This is a genomic window from Paenibacillus melissococcoides, assembly GCA_944800085.1.
GTDB classification, from domain to species: Bacteria; Bacillota; Bacilli; order Paenibacillales; family Paenibacillaceae; genus Paenibacillus_B; species Paenibacillus_B melissococcoides.
The window spans coordinates 420,012-438,653 of the sequence record CALYLO010000004.1 but is presented as its reverse complement, the minus strand read 5'-3'; the positions used below and the strand labels follow the sequence as shown (position 1 = coordinate 438,653).

Sequence of the window (18,642 nt, the reverse complement as noted above, 5' to 3'; positions counted from 1 at the left end):
ACAATAATTAAGATGTCCGCCCTCTGGCAGAACTAATTTTGCATGACGAAGTCGCGATCCACCTTCACGTTCTCGTCGTCGAACACCTTCAAAATATTGTACTTCGTGTCCCGCTGCGCCGGAATTTTGCCGGCCTCGCGGATAAGCTGCAGCGTGCTGCTGATATTGACCTTATGCGTCGTGCCTGCCGCGGAGACGACATTTTCCTCAATCATCGTGCTGCCGAAGTCATTGCAGCCGTAGCTCAGCGTCTTCTTGCCCACTTCCGGACCCATCGTGACCCAGGAGGCTTGGAAGTTCGGAATATTATCAAGGAAGATGCGGCTGATCGCCAGCGTTTTCAAATATTCCTCCGGGCTGACCGGATCCGCCTTCATATTCGTATTCTCCGATTGGAACGTCCATGGAATGAAGGCAAGGAAGCCCTTGGACGGATACTCGTTCTCGATGCACTCGTCCTGAGCCGTGCGGACCCGCTCCAGATGAAGAGCGCGCTCCTCCAGCAGCTCGCCGAAGCCGACGACCATCGTCGCGGTCGTGTTCATGCCCACCTTGTGCGCGGTCTGCATCACATCCATCCAGTCGCGCCAGGAGCCTTTGAGCCGGCTGATCTTGCGGCGGGTGCGATCGTCCAGAATCTCGGCGCCGCCGCCCGGCAGGGAGTCGAGACCCGCCTCGTGAATCGCGCGCACCACGTCCTCCAGCGACAAGCCGTCCGACACTTCCTTCATCTTCATGATTTCCGCTGGAGAGAAGGAATGCATCGTAATGCTAGGGAAGCGCTCCTTAATCGCTTTGAGCAGATTCGTATAATAGCTGAACGGAAGCTCCGGATTGGTTCCGCCCTGCATCAAAATTTCCGTACCGCCGACATCGAGCGTCTCCTGAATCTTCTGGAAGATGACTTCATCCGGAAGCACATAGCCTTCTTTGGAGCCCGGGGCGCGGTAGAACGCGCAGAACCGGCAGTACGTATCGCAGATATTCGTATAATTCACATTGCGTCCGATGACGAACGTGGCAATCGGATCTGGATGCCATTTCAACATGATCTGGTTGGCGACATGCCCGATCTTCTCTACCTGATCGGACGCGAACAACGTCACGCACTCATCCGTGTCGATACGTTCACCGCGCAGCGCTTTATCCAAAATGCGATCAATCGGTGACATCGTCACAGTCACTTCCTCTCTCATAAGTTGCATGCTGTATGAGCGTACATGCAGCACGAAGCGGATGCATCCGGTACGATGCTCCACTATTCGTAAGTCATTCGATATCCGATCCTGACATGAAGCCGCTGCCCGTCCGGGCATAGGACCATTCATGTCAATGACTTCATAATCGTACCACAATTATGGGCGAAAAAACAGCACCCTCTCCAGCGAAACCCGACGCCTAACATAGCCGGTTCTCCGTGCTGAAGAGGGCATAATGCCGTATATATAAGAAGAAATAAAGCAGCGAACGGTCTGTCAGTCGCTCAATGCCTGATCCAAATCTTGCAGCAGATCGTCGATATGCTCCAGTCCGACGGAGAACCGCAGCAGCCCGTCCGTGATGCCGCGCTCCAGCCGGACATCCGCCGGCATCGAGGCATGCGACATCATCGCCGGATAGGACAGGATGCTTTCCACCGCGCCGAGGCTGACGGCGACCAGCGGAAGCTTCACCTGGTTCAGCACGCGCTTCGCCCGTTCGCCGGAGCCGACATCGAACGAGACGACCGCGCCGTAGCCTGCGGATTGCTTCTCGTGAACATCGCGGCGCGGATGATCCGCCAGGCCGGGATAATAGACCCGGCTGATGTCGCCTCGTTCCTCGAGCCAAGCCGCCAAGCGGCGGGCGCTCTGCTCGCCGTGGCTCATCCGCGCGCCCAGCGTCTTCATTCCGCGCATAAGCAGCCAACTGTCCTGCACGCCGAGCACCGTGCCAAGCCCGTTCTGAAGCTGCTTGATGCGCGCGCCCAGCTCCTCGGTCGCCGTCACGATCAATCCGGCCAGCACGTCGCTATGTCCGCTCAGGAACTTGGTCGCGCTGTGGAGGACAATGTCCACCCCATGGACGATCGGAAGCTGATGATACGGCGTCATGAACGTGTTGTCCAGCAGCGTCAGCAGCCCGTGCTCCTTCGCCCAGCCGCATACCTCAGCGATGTCCGTAATTTTGAGCGTCGGGTTGGACGGCGTCTCCATATAGACGGCCCTCGTATTCGGACGCAGGGCCGCTTTTACCTGATCGAGATCGGTCATATCGACGAAGGTCGATTCAATCCGAAGCCGGTTCAGAATCGTCGTGAGCAGCCGGTACGTCCCGCCGTACACATCCTCGGTTACAATAATATGATCGCCTGCGGAAAATAGCAGAAAGGCGGAGGAGATCGCCGCCATCCCGGAAGCGAACGCGTAGCCGTTCGTCCCTCCCTCCAGCAGGGCGATATAATCCTCCAAGGCCTGCCGGGTCGGATTGCCCGAGCGCGAATAATCGAATTCCGGCGGCTCGTAAATATCATGATGATGGAACGTCGTGGCCTGATAGATCGGCACGCTGGACGCGCCTGTCGTCTTGTCGATCTCCCCGCCGAAATGAATCAGCTTCGTGGCAAAATCCACTCCCTGTCCTCGCTTCGAAGCCGGATTCGCTTTATTTGACCCGGGTCCGCTCATCCCTGCTCCACCTCCAACCGGGCCGCTTCCAGCGCCTGCGCCAGATCTGCGGTCAGATCGTCGACATGCTCGATGCCGACGGAAAAGCGCAGCAGCCGATCGTCCACCCCGATCCGGTCCCGAATCTCCGCCGGAATGTCAGCGTGCGTCTGCACCGCCGGATACGTCATGAGCGACTCGACGCCGCCCAAGCTCTCGGCGAACGCGATTAGCTTCAAATGGCGCAGAATCGGATCGACATAGCGGGCATCCTTCAAGCGGAAGGAGAAGATGCCGCTGTTGCCGGAGGACTGGCGCCGCTGAATCTCGCAGCCCGGATGATCCGCCAGTCCGGGGTAATAGACCGCTTCGACCGCCGGGTGCTCCAGCAGCCATTCCGCGATGCGGGTCGCATTGTATTCATGGCGCTCCATCCGCAGGGCCAACGTCTTCATGCCCCGCATCAGCTGATAGGAATCCGACGGGCTCAGGACGGCGCCGATCGAGTTATGGAGAAAAGCCATCTCCTCCGACAGCTCGCGCCCCTTCGTCACGATAAGGCCGGCCAGCACATCGTTGTGGCCGCCGAGATACTTCGTCGCGCTATGTACGACGATGTCCGCTCCCAGCTCCAGCGGGCGCTGGAAGAACGGAGTCAGCAACGTATTGTCCACAATCGTCAGCAGGCCATGCTTCTTCGCCCAGGCCGCCACCCGCTCGATATCCGTAATCATCATCAACGGATTGGTCGGCGTCTCGATGAAGACCGCCTTCGTCTCCGGTGTGCGGGACGACTCCAGCGCATCCAGGTCGTTCGTGTCGACATACGTCGCAGTGACCCCGCAGCGGGACCATATCCGCTCCAGCAGACGGTAAGTGCCGCCGTACAGATCGAGCGATACGATCAGATGATCGCCTTGCCCGAACTTGGCGAACACCGTCTGTATCGCGGCCATGCCCGAGCTGCAGGCGAAGCCGGCATCGCCATGCTCCAGAGCGGCTGCCGCTTCCTCCAGCACCGCGCGCGTCGGATTCTTCGTACGGATATAATCGAAGCCCGTGCTCTGTCCCAATCTCGGATGACGATAAGCGGTGGCTTGGTAAATCGGATAATTAACGGCTCCTGTCGCCGGATCGTGAACCGACCCGATCTGGGCAAGCCGGCTTTCCATGCGGTAATCGGCTTCGTTGCGCTGCACCATTATACGTTGGCCCCTTTCTTACGCAATACGGCTTTGCCCAGTTCGTACGGCGTTTCCTGATAGACATAGTAGTTCAGCCAGTTCGAGAACAAAAGATTGGCATGAGCGCGCCACGACGAGCGCGGCTGGCGCGACGGATCGTTGTTCGGGAAGTAATTGACCGGCAGATCCATCTCCATCCCTTTGGCGATATCCCGATCGTATTCCCATTTCAACGTGCAAGGGTCGTATTCGGAATGTCCGGTCACGAAAATATGCTTCCCGTCCCGCGTCGCCACGATATAGACGCCCGCCTCTTCCGACTCGGCGAGAATGTCCAGCTCAGGGACGCGCTCCACGTCCTCGCGGCGAATCTCCGTATGCCGGGACTGGGGCACGAGGAACACGTCGTCGAAGCCGCGCGTCAGCTTCACATTATCCAAGGTCGTATAGTGCGGGTACACGCCGAAAATTTTGCGCTCAAGCGGATATTTCGGAATGCCGTAATGGAAGTACAAGCCGGCCTGCGAAGCCCAGCAAATATGGAACGTAGACGTCACGTTGGCGGAAGACCACTCCATAATGCGGCACAGCTCGGTCCAATATGTCACTTTCTCGAATTCCATCTGCTCGACCGGCGCCCCCGTAATAATCATGCCGTCGAATTGCTGCTCTTCGATTTCATCGAACGTCTTATAGAATGAAGACAAATGCTCCGCGGATGTATTTTTGGACGTGTGCGTCGCCGGGTGAAGCAGCGTCACATCCACTTGCAGCGGCGTATTGCCTATGAGGCGCAGCAATTGCGTCTCGGTAGTCTCTTTCGTCGGCATCAGGTTCAGGATGACAATTCGCAAGGGACGAATATCTTGGTGATACGCGCGGGTTTCGTCCATGACGAATATATTCTCCTGAGACAATATTTCTTTGGCCGGCAAATGATCGGGAATCTTGATCGGCATGACGCTCTCCTCCTTCATAAATCCATCATCGTTTGGTTGTCGCTTGCGGGAAAAGGGTACAAAAAAACCTTTCCCGACATTCGAGAAAGGTTGTGCATTGCCTGGATTCATGCGCCTCTCTCATCTGTCAGCAGCAGTCTTCTGACCGCTACCGCAAGAATTAGCACCGTGCACGCCGCAGATACGTCCTTGAATGCAAGAACGGCTCTGCGCATCTGGCCGGTTGCCGGGTTTCATCGGGCTTGTCCCTCCACCTGCTCTTGATAAGATTGCTAACATATCATATTCGATTGCAGTCCCGTGAAGCCGAGTAGGACTTGGTAATAATTTAAAGGCAAGTCGAGCCAGAAGTCAAGAGGTAAATCACCTTTTTCTCCTTCCGGCATATCGTATTCCATGTACGCCGCAGCGAACCGATTTTGTCTTGAAAAAGGGACGGGCCGAGCAGTATACTAAACAGGTGCCTGCGCGGCACCGTTGTCATAATGCGTTCGAAGATTATCGTAAATCATTTCAAATTGGGGTGAATTTCGGATGGATGGCGACCCGAGGCAATGCCGAGGTACGAACGGACAACCGAAGAAGGCGATTCGGCGGGACTCCGTGCAGCTTGACGGCTGTCGCGTTCTGTCATTATGCCCATCCCCGAGCATCATGCGCGGATAACTGCCGTGCCCGGAGACGAGGTTCAACGGCTCTCACCTGCATCTGCCCGGCCCGAATCGTCTGAACAGACGAAGCAAGCTGCCGCATCCGACATGCGGCCGAAGGGGAGATAGCATTGAAAATCCGTCTAGTAAACGAAGGCGTCTTTACGCCGGTGGATGACATACAGATGACATTGACTCCGCCGGAGAACGGCTTCTATTGGTTAGATGCCGATATGGAAGATCTGGTCGAGCTGCAGCCCTTGTTCTCCATACATGATCTCGCGGTAGAGGACTGCATGAGCGAAGAAGAGCAGCGGCCCAAAATCGAAATCTATGAAAATCATTATTTCATCGTGCTGAACAGCATCCGCTTCGACGATGAGGAGATATTCCTGCGGGCCTTGAATATATTTCTCGGCAAGCACTACATCATCACCGTGACGAAGCAGAAAATCAATGAATTGCGCATGGTCAAGCCGATGCTGTGGGAGCAGCAGGTGAGCGCGGCCGACCGCATGCTGTACCACTTGATCGATCTTCTCGTGGATAACTACTTCTCGGTAGCCGATCGGATCGAAGCCAAGATCGACACCTTGGAGGAAGAACTGATCGTCAACGCCAAGAAGGCTCATCTGAACGAGATCATCAGTCTGCGCAGCGAGATTCTATGGCTGAAAAAAGGAATGGCGCCGCAAAAAGAAGTGCTGCTGGTCCTCTACCGGAAAGATCTCCGCCTCATCGAGGATGATCTGCAGAAGTACTTCCGGGATATCTATGAAAATGCGGTCAAAGTCTCCGAGACATTCGAGACCTTCCGCGATCTGATGGGCAACCTGCGGGAATCGTATCAGCTCAGCATCGCGAACCGCGCGAACGACATCATGCGCGTATTTACCGCGATTACGACGATCTTCATGCCGCTGACGCTCATTACCGGCATCTACGGGATGAACTTCGATTATATTCCATTCATGGACTGGGCCTACGGCTCGCTTTATATTATCGGCTTTATGCTCATACTCGGAGCCCTCATGTTCTACCTGTTCCGCAAAAAAGACTGGATATAAAGATTTCCTGCAAACGGCCTTATAGGATAAAGACGCGTGAAGACGCACGTTGAAGCCCAAGCCCGCCTCCCGAAACAAGGGATGCGGGCTTGTTCATGCTTTCCCCGATTAACCGGCCTTCGCCTGCCGCGCCTCCCGGCTCTTCCGTCTCCGGTGCAGAAGCCGGAGGAAGCGTATCCGTTCATAGTTGGTCTGCAGCTCGGGTGTCGGCACCTCCAGCGCCGCTTCGCCGAATGCCTTGATATAGATCGGCTTGATATACTCGTCCCCCAATTCAATGAGGGCAGACTCGACCGCCGCGCGCTCGGCGGGAGGCATCGAAGCCAGCTCCTCCTCGGCCAGCCGCTCGAACGCGCCTCCTTCCTTCGCAATCTTCTCGATGCGCATAATCAGTTCGCGCCGATCCACCTGCAGCCGATCCATCAGCTGCTCGATCCCCATCCCTTGCTGCAGCCCTTCCATCAGCAAGCGGCGCTCCGATATTTTGGCCAGCTCATTCGCCTGCTTCGCTTCCCATTCGGCATAGACCCATCTGGCGAATTCAGGCTCGCTGACGGCAGCGGCCACCCAGTCCAGCGGGAAGTCCGTCGCGCGGGCATACTGCTTCGTCATCTGAATAATCTCTTCGCCGAAGTCGCGGACCTTCACCGCGCCGAAGCCCGGAATCTGCTCCAGCTCCTCCAGGCTCTGCGGCAAATAGGCGCTGACCATGCGAAGCATCCGGTTCGACGCGATCCAATACGGAGCGCGTCTCAGCCTCGTGGCCGCTTCCCTGCGCCATTGAGCCAGCCGATCATACACCTCCGCATTCGGATGGAGATCGGCATAGCAGGCGATCCACTCCTGCTGCTCCCGCATGCGGCGCTCATGAATATCCACCTCCGGAACGAAGCCGAGCGACAGCCGGTAGCCTGCGCTCATGAGCCGCGCCATGCCCCGCCGCAGCGATGCCCGCATCTCGGCCCAATCGCCGCCTTCGAACCAGATCTCCGGTTCCGCGCCTTCCGCCTCCCACAGCACCATCCATTGCCCCTGCTCCTCGCCTGCGGTCAGGAGCCCGAAGGGAGCGGCGGACGAATCTTCCTTCCGCTTGCCGCCGCGCTTCGGCCCCTTCTCGCTCCCTTCCTCCTCCATGCCTCGCTCCAATCGCGCCATCCATACAACCTGCATGATCTACCTTCCTCCTTCTCGCTTCTCAATGCCGCTCATACCTAGAAACGCAAAAAAGAAAGCACCTCTTCCAATGCGGCTCTGCGCATCATGAGAGGTGCTTCCTCGTCCTAGTTATGAGTTTATATAAATTATAGCATGACTACAGAATCTGTCAATTGATTATGGCCTTTTCGCAAGCGTGCGGTATAATGAGAGCGTTACCGATACAAGGAGGCTTGTCCCATGAGTGCACATGAACTCGATTTTTTGGCCGATCATACCGAAGCAACGTCAACGAGGTTCGTTACGTTTATCGGCGGCAGCATGCGCCGCTTCGATCTCGCGCTTACGGCGACTTCCCGCTTCTATGGCAAGACGCTCGTCACCGATCTGCAGAGCGGCCTGACCGCCATTCTCGGACAAGACGACCTGGAAGAGGAAGGCTATCTGGAGCATTTCTACCGCTTGACGGACGAAGAAGCCGCCGATCTTCGCCAATTCCTGTCCCTCGTCGTCGGCGCCGCGCATTTTACCGATTGATTCGGATTCCGCGACGGCCGGGAACGGGCTTACTCGGAGAACCAGAGCACATTGCTCAGCTCCCGGCCCGGTCTGGTTACGACCCGGCCGTTGGCGATCAATCCTGCGGAAGCGCCGCCGTCCAGATTCATCGCTTGCACGGCCCCCATCTTCTTCCACATCTCCGCCCACTGCTTCATCGTCGCGGATGGAACCGTGGCCAGCAGTATCGATCCGTCGGGCAGGATGCCGATACCGCTCCGCATCGCCGACTTGGACAATATTTTGTCCTCCTTGAAGCCTTCCGCCAGCGGATTCAATGCTACCTTGCCATCCTTCACGAGCCGGGGGCCCCCGCCCAGCGCAACCTGCACGTCGTCCCAGTCGATCGGACGGCCCAGCCGGTCCGTGTAACGAATCGACATCGTTACTTTATCCCCCACATGGAACCGATCGGCCATCGGCTTCTCCGTCCCCGTGAAGACAAGCACATATCCGTCCTTCGGAATGCTCACATTGCGGCCCGCCGTCACCTTCTTCACGACGCCGCCGCGAACGACGACGGCCCGCCCGTAGGCGAAGCCGAGCGAATTGCCGCGCAGCGGCGTGTACAATACGGCCGCGCTGCCGTCCCGCTTCGGCGTTCGGTTGACGAAATAGGCATGCCATGATGAAGCGCGTTCGGTGGCCGCGTCCGTCACTTGACCGCTAATCTCGATGCGCAGGCTGTCCATCACGGCCCGCCCGTCCGGACGGAAGCCGATAGCCGTGCCGTAGTTGCTCGTATGCTCGACCCGGCCGCGGTTGATAATGGTGCCATACGGCTCGGGACGGCCCCCATAGGCCTCGAAGTAGGTTCCGTTCACCGCCGCCTTCGCTCCGGTCCGGTTCGCGGTGCGGGTCAGCGTCGCGGTCGTGCCGAAGCGGTCCTTGCCGAAGGAGACATGCGGCTTCATTCCTTTCGGCACGCGTACAGTGGTTACACGGAAGACTTTGCGGCCGAGGGAGACCCGCTTCACAGAAACGCTTACCTTGTTCGCGGGCTTGGCTGCCGCGACGACTACGCCAGACGCCGCGGGGCGTCCGTCTTGGACCTCCGATCCCGGCGTCCACGCCCATAACAGACTGAATGCGATCAGGCCCGCAAGGCAGGAACGCCATCGGCCGGCACGGCGTTCCGAAGGAGCCCGGCATACATTGTCCTGATTCAACTCTCTCATTCCCCCAACAATTCGACCCCATCTCTCCCCATACAGAGTGCCGAATACAGGGAGGACAGGGTCTTCTAGTCATTCGATGCGTATCTCGCTATCTATTGTATCGGCAGCGGACAGCCGGATCGTTAGGCCGTCTCGATCAGACGAAGAATGCTTGTCATCTCAAGCTGCTCGAACATGGCCGCGACCGCATCCCGCTGCGGCCGGAACACACATTGATCCGCTTCGCATACGACCGGCGCGTCGCAATGGATGCGCGCCAGGCGCCGCGACAGATGCAGCATCTCCAGATCGGTCTCGATCTTGGCGCGGACGCCTGCAGGGAGCGAGCTCATATTGGCAAGAATCCCGTCTATCGACGAATATTGCTGAATCAGCTTAAGGGCCGTCTTCTCGCCGATTCCGCGGACGCCCGGATAGTTGTCCGACGGATCGCCCATCAGTCCCTTCACATCGATAATCTGCTCCGGCGTAAGCTGCTTCTCTTCCATCAGCGTCTGCGGGCAATAGACGGCATAATTGCCTTGTCCCTTCTTCATGATGACGACGCGGGTCCGCTCATGCACCAATTGAAGCATGTCATGGTCTCCCGTCAATACATACACTTCCATATCATCGCGGAACAGCCGCGAGAGCGTGCCGATGCAATCATCGGCCTCATAGCCCTCGGCCGACACATTCGGTATATGGAAGCTGTCCATGACGTCGCGGATCAATTGGAACTGCGGCACCAGATCGTCCGGGCAATCGGCCCGGTTCGCCTTATACTGGTCGAACTGCTCCGCCCGGAATGTTTTGCTACCCAGATCCCAGCAGCAGGCGATATGCGTCGGCTCGAACCGCTTGACCGCATCCCAGAAGTAGCGCATGAATCCATAGACGGCATTGGTCGGCGTACCGTCCTTCATGCGGCGGATCGATCCGCCGTATGCGCTGGCGTAATACGCGCGGAACAGCAGAGCCATCCCGTCCACCAGCAGCATGCGCGGCTCGGCCGGCTCGGACATCGTGTCCGTATCCCACATCATTCGCGCTCCCCTTTCCTATCTTTTCATGACAGAATTGCTATTTTTCTATATTGCTGACACTGCTCTCCATTATAGCATACATAGGCTTCCGCCAGCGCCGCACGCCCCAACCTGTCAATCCGGCCGCAGCGCTGCAAGCCATGCTCGTGGAAGCTGCCAGTCAGTCTCGTCAACGCTATCAGCCATGCTTGGCCGCGGTCGTCCACATATCGCGGTAGTCGTCTTCGCGGAAGCCGACCGTTACCCGCTTGCCGTCCGTAACGACAGGACGCTTGATAAGCTTGCCGTTCGAGGCAAGCAGCTTGATCTGCTCCTCGCGGCTCATCTGAGGCAGCTTGTCCTTCAGCTTCAACTCCTTGTAGACTTCCCCGCTCGTATTGAACCACTTTTTCAGCTCCAGACCGCTCCGCTCAATCATCTCCTCCAGCTCCCGCTCGCTTGGCGGCTGCTCAAGGATCGGCACCAGCTCCAATTCGAGCCCTTGCTCCTTCAGCCATTGAATCGCTTTGCGGCAGGTGCCGCATTTCGCATAATGATAGACCGTTACCTTCACTTGCTCCAACTCCTTCCTTGTCCTTTCAGGGCTGTGCAAGCCCGTCCTTGCCGTTTTCCCTTTTGTCCCGGCCATTCCTCCTTTGCCAGCAGCGCCGCCGTCTAAGTCCCAGCGCCACTCTGGCCCAACAGCCCCTCAATTCAATGCTGCGGCCCATGCCGCAGGCGCTCCCGCAGCGCCAGCAGATCATCCGGCAGCGGAGCCTTGAATTCCATCGGCTCCCCTGTCATCGGGTGCTTGAACCGAAGTTCGGCCGCATGCAGCGCATGCCGGGTCAACGGCTGCAGCGCTCCGGAGAGCCATGGCGATTCCGGCTGCCCGCCGCCGTAGAACTTGTCCCCCAGCAGGGGGCAGCCGATATGCTTCATATGAACGCGAATCTGATGCGTCCGCCCCGTCTCCAAGCGGCAGGATACGAGGGACGCTTCCTCTCCGTACGTCTCCAGCACCCGGTAATGGGTAATCGAATCATAGCCGGCCTCTGTCACGACACGCAAATGAGGCTCCGTCTTGTCCCGGTCGATCGGAGCCCGAATCGTCCCCTCCTGCGGCGAAGGAACGCCATAGACGAACGCCTCATAGCCTTTCCAGATGTCATCCGTCTGCATCTGATCCGCGAGCTGATGATGGGCATGGCCGTGCTTCGCGACGATGAGCAGCCCGGAGGTCTCCTGATCGAGCCGGTTCGCCGGCCGGAAGCGGGTAAGCTCCCCCTTGGCGCGCCAGTAATGCACTACCCCGTTCGCCAGCGTGCCCCCCGGATAGCCCTTCGTCGGATGGACGACGATTCCCGCCGGCTTGTTCAGCACCAGAATATCGTCGTCCTCGTACACGATATCAATCGGAATCGGCTCCGGCGGTATCGATTCGACCGTCTCCTCCTCGATCCGCACGTGAACGACATCCCCCGCATGAAGGCGCTCTCTCACGCTAAGCGGCCTGCCGCTTCGCTCCGTCAGCCCGTTCACCGTAATGGCCCCTTCCATCGTCTTCAGCCGGGTCAGCAGCCGGCGCGACAGATTGAGCCGCGAGCGCAACACGGCCCGAAGCTGAATCCCCTCGTCTCCTTCCGGCACGATATATTCGAGCTCCGCGGCAAGCTTCCGTCCGTTAGGACCCGTCATGACGGGATCTGCGGCGGAAAACTTCCGCGCTCCGCACATATTCTTCGTCCGGAACCGATGCAATCGCATTGGCCCGGCGGGCGGCGACGAAGAAGTAATCCGAGAGCCGGTTCACATATTTCATGACTTGCGGGTGCACGGTTTCTTCCCGGGCCAGCGTCACGAGGCGCCGTTCGGCGCGGCGGCACACCGTCCGGCACACGTGAAACGCCGAGGCCGCCTCGCTGCCTCCCGGCAAAATGAACTTGCGGATCGCTTCCGTATGCGCATTATGCTCGTCGATCCAGGCTTCCAACCGTTCCACCTGCTCCGCATGCACCTTATAGACGGCCTCGCCCTGCTTTTTCTCCGCATAGGCGACATCCGATCCGCAATCGAACACTTCCTGCTGAATCTCGATCAATTGGTTGCGTAGCTCCTCATAAGCTTCTTCCCGGCAGCATGCCGCCGCCCAGCCGATGAACGAATTCAATTCATCGAGCTCGCCGTAGGCCTCCACGCGCAAATGATCCTTGGATACCCGGCCTCCGATAAGCGCTGTCGTTCCTTCGTCCCCTGTCCGCGTATAGATTCTCACGTCTTTTCCTCCTTGTGTTGACGCCGCCCGGCGCAGCATGTCGTCTGTAGCCCAGCACGGCAGCGGCCGGAAAGCATCATCCTCTGAACCTCCTGGCCGATACCTCCTCCGGCATCCCTGCCTCCAGCCGGAACCATTGATGGCTGCGGCGCGCAATCTCCCGATTGAGAGCCGCATGCTCGATAATATAGCTCCGTTCCTTCGGATCCGCGAACGGCGTATAAGCCGGCGGATCGTTCGTAATAAGGAACAGCTTCCCCTGAAAGGCGAGCAAGGCCTCCTGCAGCCGCTTGCGGGCGGCCGCAATCTCTTCTATATATATGGCGTCATATTCTATATTGCCGCCGTCCGGACGTTTCTTCCATAGCTGCGCATGGACGCCTGCGAGATAGGCGGTCGCGCTGTCCACGACCACGACCCTCCGTTCCGCCCGGAACAGATTGGACTCTTCGTTGATCCGATGCAGAAGTCCCGGCAGCTCTCCTCCCGCTGGCAGATGCTGCCACCGGCAACGGGAAGAATCGGGCATACCATCGGGAAGGCGTGTATGTAATGTCGACAGGTACAGCCCTTCACGGCCGAATCCTGCCGCATAGGACAACGCGAACGCTGTCTTCCCGCTGCCATGGCCTCCGGTAATCCCGATAATCACACTGACTCCCTCCATCCGTCCGCATCATCTGCCGGCCTTCACTTCGCTTCCTCCATCAGCTTCAAAATCTGTATGGATCGCTCTACATTCGGCGTGCGCACCGGAATCGCGACAAACAAGCCCTTCTCGGTGATGCCGAGCTTGTTCAGAAGCGGCAGCTTTTCAGCCGGAAGCGCATATAGATGCTTTTCCTGATGCTCGATATAGCCCTTTTCCGCTTTTTCCAGCACCATGCCGTCAAAATAGCCTTCTTCATATGTGTCCTTGTCGAAATAATCATCCAACGGGATATGGCCGCCCTGCTTGCTCATCGTCTTCACGTCTTCCTCTGGCACGACATGCACGCCGTTATCGCCCGCTGCATATTCGACAAATAATTTCTGCAAATTGTACATCGGCGACGCGAACACGTCTACTGTGAAGTGCCCCTCCAATTTCTGACTCAATTCCGTCTTCAGCGCCTCGGTCAATTCGGATGGCACCGTTGTCGTCGACATCATGAACACGGATATGTCCGCTTTGGGCCCGCAGCCTCCCAGCACAAGCGCCAGTGCGAGCACCATCCCCATCCATCCCCATTTCCGCACGATGTGTTCCCCTTTCTCCAGCATGTCTCTCCGTCTACCCCCAACTATATCACAAACGGCATAAGCAAAAAAAGAAGACCCCTCAGGGTCTTCGGTATGTTAAGATCGCTTGCCGAGCGATTTCATGTACTCGTTAATCTTCAAGTCCAGCATGCTGCTGATTTCAATCATGCTTTCAGCCGTGAAAGACTGCTCTTCTTGAAACATCTGCTCCATTTGCTTGCGCAAAATCCTTATCTCCTGTTCCAGAGCAAGCATCTTGGACGAAACGTTTCTTGTTTTGCCCGACCATTTGGGATGAGATCCATCTTCTCTCAGTAAACTACGTGAATACGTCGTCAAGGTGTAGTTCGAACAAAACAAGCCCTTTCCTCCTTTCGCAGCTGGATCCTCGAAACCCCACCATCGCCCATCTGTGCCATTTGATGGGATAATCACGCGAGACATGTTATATTATACCAGATGAAGGAAAAGAAAACTAGTTCATTTTAGTTCTATTTGAATTTTTTTCACAATTCCTGCTTAATCTTGTCGAGGAAACGCCCCATTCGATCCAGCGCTTCATTCAACTGCGATACCGATGTCGCGTAGGAGCAGCGGATGAAGCCTTCGCCGCCCAAGCCGAATACGTCTCCCGGCACCGCCGCCACCTTCGCCTCGAACAGGAGCCGATGCGCGAACTCCTCGGAGGTAAGCCCAGTCGATTGAATCGAAGGGAAAGCATAGAAGGCGCCCTGCGGCTCGTGGCAGTCAAGCCCGATCTCGCGCAGCCCCTTGACGATAAGGCGGCGCCGCTGGTTGTACGACTCGACCATGCGATCCTTCTCTTCATGCCCGTGCTTCAATGCTTCCAGCGCGGCGATCTGGCCCATAATCGGGGCGCACATGACCGTATATTGATGGATTTTGAGCATGGCCGAAATAAGTTCCTTGTGGCCGCATGCGTAGCCCATGCGCCAGCCGGTCATCGCAAAAGCCTTCGAAAAGCCGCTTACCAGAATCGTGCGATCCTTCATCCCCGGCACGGACGAGAAGCTGACATGCTTCTGATCATAGGTCAACTCGGCGTAGATCTCGTCGGAAATGACAATGAGATCGTTCTCCTCCACGATCTTCGCGATCGGCAGCCAGTCCTCATAGGTCATGATGCCGCCTGTCGGGTTGCTCGGATAACAGAGAATGAGCACTTTCGATTTCGGCGTAATTTTCGCCAGGAGCCCTTCGGCAGTCAGCTTAAAGTTATCCTTCGCGAACGTCTCGATTCCGACCGGTACCCCGCCGCCGATCGACACGATCGGCGAATACGAGATATAGCTTGGCTCGGGTATGAGAATCTCATCGCCCGGAGCGACAAGCGTCCGCAGCGCCAGATCGATCGCTTCCGAGCCGCCTACCGTTACAATGATTTCATCGGCAGGATCATACGTAACCTTGAATGATTCATCCAAATATTTCGCAATCTCCTCCCGCAGCTCCGGCATCCCCGCGTTGGACGTATATTTGGTCCGTCCCCGCTCCAAAGAATAGACGCAGGCTTCGCGCACATGCCAAGGCGTGCAGAAATCCGGTTCCCCTACCCCGAGGGTGATAATATCCTTGCTGGATACCGCCATGTCGAAGAACCTGCGGATGCCGGAAGGCGGAATATCCCGGACCAGCGGATTAATGTATTGATGCATGGAACGGTTCGTCCCCTGCTTCTCCTCTTCCTTAATCATGATCTGTCACCTCTCACGGGGTTACGACGAGACGTTGATCGTCCTCGCGCTCTTCATAGATGATGCCGTCTTGCTTATATTTTTTGAGAATGAAATGCGTCTTGGTCGACAACACCGATTCGATCGGCGACAGCTTATCCGAGACGAACGCCGCCACCTCGCGCAAGCTTTTGCCTTGAACCTCGACCTGCAGATCATAAGAACCCGACATCAGGTAGACCGCCTTGACCTGCGGGAACAGATAGATTCGTTCGGCGATCCCTTCAAATCCGCGGCCGCGCTCCGGCGTAATCTGGACTTCAATCAGAGCCGTGACCATCTCGTCATCGACCTTGCTCCAGTTCACCACCGTCGAATATTTAACAATAACATGCTTTCGTTCCATTTCAGCGATCGCCGATTGAACCTCTTCGACCTCAACCCCCAGCATCGTGGCGATTAGGTCCGGGGAACGGCGGGCGTCCTCTTTTAACAATTTGAGTATTTCAATATCAAGCGAGCTTAAATCTGTCATTCCCATTGCCTCCCTCGACGTGCCTGCAAATCAGCCGATATATTCTTTGATATTTCAATATGATACACCTTTTTGCCGATCCACACCAGCACAAACATATGTCAGGCGCGGTTGCCGGAACAGCAACAGCCGCCCTTCCATGGAATCGGAAAAGCGGCTGTATGGCAGCAAGCTAGGATAGATAATCGGAGTAGCGGCTGCTTGCCGACTGCGTCTGGTACGAGACTTGCTGCTCCGGATGGTATGGAGCTTGCTGCTGTGGCTGCGGCTGATATCCGCCCTGCCCGGAAAAGCCGGCGCCGTAGCCCTGCTGCGCTTGCAGCTTCTGCTGGACGAACTGGTTCGCTTTCTGCATCGTCTGCTCCTGGTCGCGCAGCCGCTTGTTGACTTCCTCCCGAAGCGCCGGGGAGGCGACGGAATACATATTTTGCTGCTGCATCAGGTTGAACAGTTGGCCTTGCATCTGAAGTGTGCTGTTCGCAAGATCGGTGAACATCTGGCGAACGGAAGGGCAAGCCGCCTCGGTTACGCCTGTCGCATATTCTCTTGAAGTGCGCTTCAAGTCATTCAGAATCGTATGTAACAAATCTTTCTCGGGCATGAACCCGCTCATCGAAGTGCCGTTCATAGTCTTAACCTCCTGTCAGTCTCGTTATTGGGACTGGTTCTGCTGTTGGGCGTGAGTCGGCGCGATCTGGGCATGCTGCTGGAGCGATTGCACCAGCACATTCAAATGCTGCTGATGCGCCGACGCCATCTGGCTCAGCGTCTGCTGGATGGCGGGATGATTCGTGCTCGCCGCCGTCGCCGCGCACTGCTTGATCAGCAAATCTTCATTGGAAATGGAATCTACGATATATTCCAATTCTTTCGCCGATAGCGGCTTCATCGAAAGCTGGCTCTGTTGTCCGTATGGCATAGTTGATTTGTGCTCCTTTCAATCGTGAAAGTGATGGTATCGTTTGTATTATGAGTCTCTGCCAAGGAAAATATGTAAATTCGTAGAAACCGAGAGAGGACGCATGAACTTGGGAGCCGGTTCGGCGGTTCGCGACCTGGCCCCATCGGAACCTGCTGATCCGGCATTTCCGAATGCAGGAGAACGTCATGACAAGGCCGTTCCTCGCATGAACAAGTGAGGGGATAGATGGCCTGTCCGTTCAAGACCGGGGATGCCGCTTTGTTCCGTTAGCTCGAGCCGCTGGACATTCCAGCCGTCCGCTGCGGGGGCAACGTGCCGCGACACGACCGCGGACGGCATCTTCGTCTCCAGGAGCGGCGCTACTGCTTGACCGCCTGCTTGACGAGCCGCTGCATGAACAGGGCGCCAATCATCGGCACGCTTCCGGTAACAGCGAGGAACCCGACAATAGCCCACTGCTCGGTCCGCCAGCTGACCAGCGCGATAAAGGCCGCGATCCCCAATATTCTTCCGGCCAACAGACCGAATTCGCGGACGACGGTCAGCTCCACCCGCTGCTTGACCGATTTGTCATCCCGTCCCAAAATATCGAAGGTGGAAGAGGTCATCGGCACGATGAACAGCGGCGAGAACAAGGAAGTGATGACGCCGAACAGGATTAGCATCGCATAATTTACCTGAATAAATAAAGGGACAATGGCCGCCGCCATCGCCACGCTTCCCGCGATCATGCCTGCGGCGCGATAGGAAGCGCGGTACAGCCGGCCCGCAAGATAGAAGCTGACAAGCGCGACAGCCGAAGTGATAAGCGTGTAGTTCCCCAGCTTCAGCTCGTTGGTTGTCGTGATATAGACGACGAGCCCGATCAGGAAGTAGAATACGCCTTCTCGCACCCCCTGGGCGCCCAGCGCGGGCAAGGCAGCGCGCCACGGGCTATGCTTCGGCTTCCAGGCGGTAAACGGCAGCGACCAGCGGTAGGCTCCTTGCGGCGGCCGCTTGTGCAGCCAGAAGCTGAATATGCCGGCTCCGACAAACACGACGAGTGAACTCGTAAATATTAGCGTATACCCCCGATCTCCCCCCAGCTTGGAGATCAGGAAGCCGGATACCCATGGGGCAATCATGGCGCAGCAGGATCCGACCAGCCCTGCCCAGCCATTGTACAAATCGCGGTTGTCCGCGTCCGTAATCTCAAAATAAATGACATTATATGCCAGCCAAAACGCTCCGCTGGCGGACCCCAGTATCAAGCCGAGCGGAAGCATGTAATGTACCGCGCCTTTGCCGAGCCATAGGACCGCTGCGTAGAACAGGGCGGACAGGGCAATCCCCAGGCGAAGGCAGTTCATTTTATTGCCTTCCTTCACCCATTTCCCGGCAAAATAGAACACGATGCCAATGGCCACTTGCTGCATCAAGGCAAACCAGCCAATAAAGGCGAATTCCGATTTCATCTTCCATAAAAAAACATTGACGAACGTCCCGGACAGGGCGTTCGCCAACGAAAATAGACCGAATACGACCAAGAGCAACAAAGACTGGCCGTCAAGACGCGCTTTCACGAAGGTGAACCC

General features: G+C 57.0%; 20 protein-coding genes and 1 riboswitch. Of the genes, 2 read left to right on the top strand and 18 right to left on the bottom strand.

Annotated elements, in window-relative coordinates; genetic code table 11:
- Positions 1-32 precede the first annotated feature (32 nt).
- The 4 genes from mqnC to metA form a co-directional block, all read right to left on the bottom strand.
- Positions 33-1,172, bottom strand: coding sequence for a cyclic dehypoxanthinyl futalosine synthase (gene mqnC, locus OCY70_RS16835; protein ID WP_213429235.1), 1,140 nt, complete (start codon positions 1,170-1,172; stop codon positions 33-35).
- 303 nt (positions 1,173-1,475) lie between these two features.
- Positions 1,476-2,666, bottom strand: coding sequence for a trans-sulfuration enzyme family protein (locus OCY70_RS16830; protein ID WP_213429234.1), 1,191 nt, complete (start codon positions 2,664-2,666; stop codon positions 1,476-1,478).
- Positions 2,663-3,847 (bottom strand): aminotransferase class V-fold PLP-dependent enzyme, encoded by a 1,185-nt coding sequence (locus OCY70_RS16825; protein WP_213429233.1) that lies wholly within the window; start codon positions 3,845-3,847, stop codon positions 2,663-2,665. The genes OCY70_RS16830 and OCY70_RS16825 overlap by 4 nt, the downstream gene beginning before the upstream one ends.
- Entirely contained in the window at positions 3,847-4,788 is a 942-nt protein-coding gene (metA, locus tag OCY70_RS16820) for a homoserine O-acetyltransferase MetA (RefSeq protein ID WP_213429232.1), read from the bottom strand. The genes OCY70_RS16825 and metA overlap by 1 nt, the downstream gene beginning before the upstream one ends.
- A 117-nt stretch (positions 4,789-4,905) precedes the next feature.
- Positions 4,906-5,058, bottom strand: a riboswitch (SAM riboswitch).
- 511 nt (positions 5,059-5,569) lie between these two features.
- Here metA and corA point away from each other — a divergent pair.
- Positions 5,570-6,505, top strand: coding sequence for a magnesium/cobalt transporter CorA (corA, locus tag OCY70_RS16815; RefSeq protein WP_213429231.1), 936 nt, complete (start codon positions 5,570-5,572; stop codon positions 6,503-6,505).
- A gap of 108 nt (positions 6,506-6,613) precedes the next feature.
- On the opposite strand, the gene OCY70_RS16810 is transcribed toward corA, so the two are convergent.
- On the bottom strand, positions 6,614-7,675 hold the full coding sequence (locus OCY70_RS16810; protein WP_213429230.1) for an HRDC domain-containing protein: 1,062 nt from the start codon (positions 7,673-7,675) through the stop codon (positions 6,614-6,616).
- A gap of 225 nt (positions 7,676-7,900) precedes the next feature.
- On the opposite strand from OCY70_RS16810, the gene OCY70_RS16805 reads away from it, so the two are divergent.
- The gene (locus tag OCY70_RS16805; protein ID WP_213429229.1) at positions 7,901-8,197 is read left to right on the top strand and encodes a DUF3055 domain-containing protein; all 297 of its coding nucleotides are present in this window, start codon (positions 7,901-7,903) and stop codon (positions 8,195-8,197) included.
- Between the two features lie 29 nt (positions 8,198-8,226).
- Here OCY70_RS16805 and OCY70_RS16800 read toward each other — a convergent pair whose 3' ends face one another.
- From OCY70_RS16800 to OCY70_RS16740, 13 genes are all read right to left on the bottom strand, one after another.
- Complete coding sequence (locus tag OCY70_RS16800; protein ID WP_249725331.1) at positions 8,227-9,396, bottom strand: phosphodiester glycosidase family protein; 1,170 nt, start codon at positions 9,394-9,396, stop codon at positions 8,227-8,229.
- Positions 9,397-9,518: 122 nt separating this feature from the next.
- Positions 9,519-10,418 (bottom strand): 5'-3' exonuclease, encoded by a 900-nt coding sequence (locus OCY70_RS16795; RefSeq protein ID WP_213429237.1) that lies wholly within the window; start codon positions 10,416-10,418, stop codon positions 9,519-9,521.
- A gap of 181 nt (positions 10,419-10,599) precedes the next feature.
- On the bottom strand, positions 10,600-10,974 hold the full coding sequence (locus tag OCY70_RS16790; RefSeq protein ID WP_373871482.1) for an arsenate reductase family protein: 375 nt from the start codon (positions 10,972-10,974) through the stop codon (positions 10,600-10,602).
- Positions 10,975-11,114: 140 nt separating this feature from the next.
- Entirely contained in the window at positions 11,115-12,098 is a 984-nt protein-coding gene (locus tag OCY70_RS16785; protein WP_213429226.1) for an RluA family pseudouridine synthase, read from the bottom strand.
- Entirely contained in the window at positions 12,085-12,675 is a 591-nt protein-coding gene (locus OCY70_RS16780; protein ID WP_213429225.1) for a cob(I)yrinic acid a,c-diamide adenosyltransferase, read from the bottom strand. The genes OCY70_RS16785 and OCY70_RS16780 overlap by 14 nt, the downstream gene beginning before the upstream one ends.
- A 76-nt stretch (positions 12,676-12,751) precedes the next feature.
- Positions 12,752-13,327 (bottom strand): bifunctional adenosylcobinamide kinase/adenosylcobinamide-phosphate guanylyltransferase, encoded by a 576-nt coding sequence (locus tag OCY70_RS16775; protein WP_213429224.1) that lies wholly within the window; start codon positions 13,325-13,327, stop codon positions 12,752-12,754.
- A 38-nt stretch (positions 13,328-13,365) separates the two neighbouring features.
- Positions 13,366-13,938, bottom strand: coding sequence for a hypothetical protein (locus OCY70_RS16770; protein WP_213429223.1), 573 nt, complete (start codon positions 13,936-13,938; stop codon positions 13,366-13,368).
- Positions 13,939-14,013: 75 nt separating this feature from the next.
- Positions 14,014-14,172, bottom strand: coding sequence for an aspartyl-phosphate phosphatase Spo0E family protein (locus OCY70_RS16765; protein WP_261945010.1), 159 nt, complete (start codon positions 14,170-14,172; stop codon positions 14,014-14,016).
- 251 nt (positions 14,173-14,423) lie between these two features.
- A complete protein-coding gene (locus OCY70_RS16760; protein ID WP_315973919.1) occupies positions 14,424-15,632 on the bottom strand; it encodes an aminotransferase class I/II-fold pyridoxal phosphate-dependent enzyme in 1,209 nt (402 codons plus the stop codon).
- 13 nt (positions 15,633-15,645) lie between these two features.
- Positions 15,646-16,146: an Lrp/AsnC family transcriptional regulator gene (locus tag OCY70_RS16755; protein WP_213429221.1), complete on the bottom strand. Its 501-nt coding sequence runs from the start codon at positions 16,144-16,146 to the stop codon at positions 15,646-15,648.
- A gap of 172 nt (positions 16,147-16,318) precedes the next feature.
- Positions 16,319-16,774 carry a spore coat protein gene (locus tag OCY70_RS16750; protein ID WP_213429220.1) on the bottom strand — a complete coding sequence of 152 codons (456 nt, stop codon included), beginning with the start codon at positions 16,772-16,774 and terminating at the stop codon, positions 16,319-16,321.
- 24 nt (positions 16,775-16,798) lie between these two features.
- Entirely contained in the window at positions 16,799-17,065 is a 267-nt protein-coding gene (locus OCY70_RS16745) for a hypothetical protein (protein ID WP_213429219.1), read from the bottom strand.
- Between the two features lie 362 nt (positions 17,066-17,427).
- The gene (locus OCY70_RS16740) at positions 17,428-18,630 is read right to left on the bottom strand and encodes an MFS transporter (protein ID WP_213429218.1); all 1,203 of its coding nucleotides are present in this window, start codon (positions 18,628-18,630) and stop codon (positions 17,428-17,430) included.
- Positions 18,631-18,642 lie beyond the last annotated feature (12 nt).

Bases quoted from the DNA above. Each gene is read 5' to 3' on its own strand.
- mqnC (WP_213429235.1), bottom strand. From the start codon at position 1,172: ATGTCACCGATTGATCGCATTTTGGATAAAGCGCTGCGCGGTGAACGT.
- OCY70_RS16830 (WP_213429234.1), bottom strand. From the start codon at position 2,666: ATGAGCGGACCCGGGTCAAATAAAGCGAATCCGGCTTCGAAGCGAGGA.
- OCY70_RS16825 (WP_213429233.1), bottom strand. From the start codon at position 3,847: ATGGTGCAGCGCAACGAAGCCGATTACCGCATGGAAAGCCGGCTTGCC.
- metA (WP_213429232.1), bottom strand. From the start codon at position 4,788: ATGCCGATCAAGATTCCCGATCATTTGCCGGCCAAAGAAATATTGTCT.
- OCY70_RS16810 (WP_213429230.1), bottom strand. From the start codon at position 7,675: ATGCAGGTTGTATGGATGGCGCGATTGGAGCGAGGCATGGAGGAGGAA.
- OCY70_RS16805 (WP_213429229.1), top strand. From the start codon at position 7,901: ATGAGTGCACATGAACTCGATTTTTTGGCCGATCATACCGAAGCAACG.
- OCY70_RS16800 (WP_249725331.1), bottom strand. From the start codon at position 9,396: ATGAGAGAGTTGAATCAGGACAATGTATGCCGGGCTCCTTCGGAACGC.
- OCY70_RS16795 (WP_213429237.1), bottom strand. From the start codon at position 10,418: ATGTGGGATACGGACACGATGTCCGAGCCGGCCGAGCCGCGCATGCTG.
- OCY70_RS16785 (WP_213429226.1), bottom strand. From the start codon at position 12,098: ATGACGGGTCCTAACGGACGGAAGCTTGCCGCGGAGCTCGAATATATC.
- OCY70_RS16770 (WP_213429223.1), bottom strand. From the start codon at position 13,938: ATGCTGGAGAAAGGGGAACACATCGTGCGGAAATGGGGATGGATGGGG.
- OCY70_RS16765 (WP_261945010.1), bottom strand. From the start codon at position 14,172: ATGCTTGCTCTGGAACAGGAGATAAGGATTTTGCGCAAGCAAATGGAG.
- OCY70_RS16760 (WP_315973919.1), bottom strand. From the start codon at position 15,632: ATGATTAAGGAAGAGGAGAAGCAGGGGACGAACCGTTCCATGCATCAA.
- OCY70_RS16755 (WP_213429221.1), bottom strand. From the start codon at position 16,146: ATGACAGATTTAAGCTCGCTTGATATTGAAATACTCAAATTGTTAAAA.
- OCY70_RS16750 (WP_213429220.1), bottom strand. From the start codon at position 16,774: ATGAACGGCACTTCGATGAGCGGGTTCATGCCCGAGAAAGATTTGTTA.
- OCY70_RS16745 (WP_213429219.1), bottom strand. From the start codon at position 17,065: ATGCCATACGGACAACAGAGCCAGCTTTCGATGAAGCCGCTATCGGCG.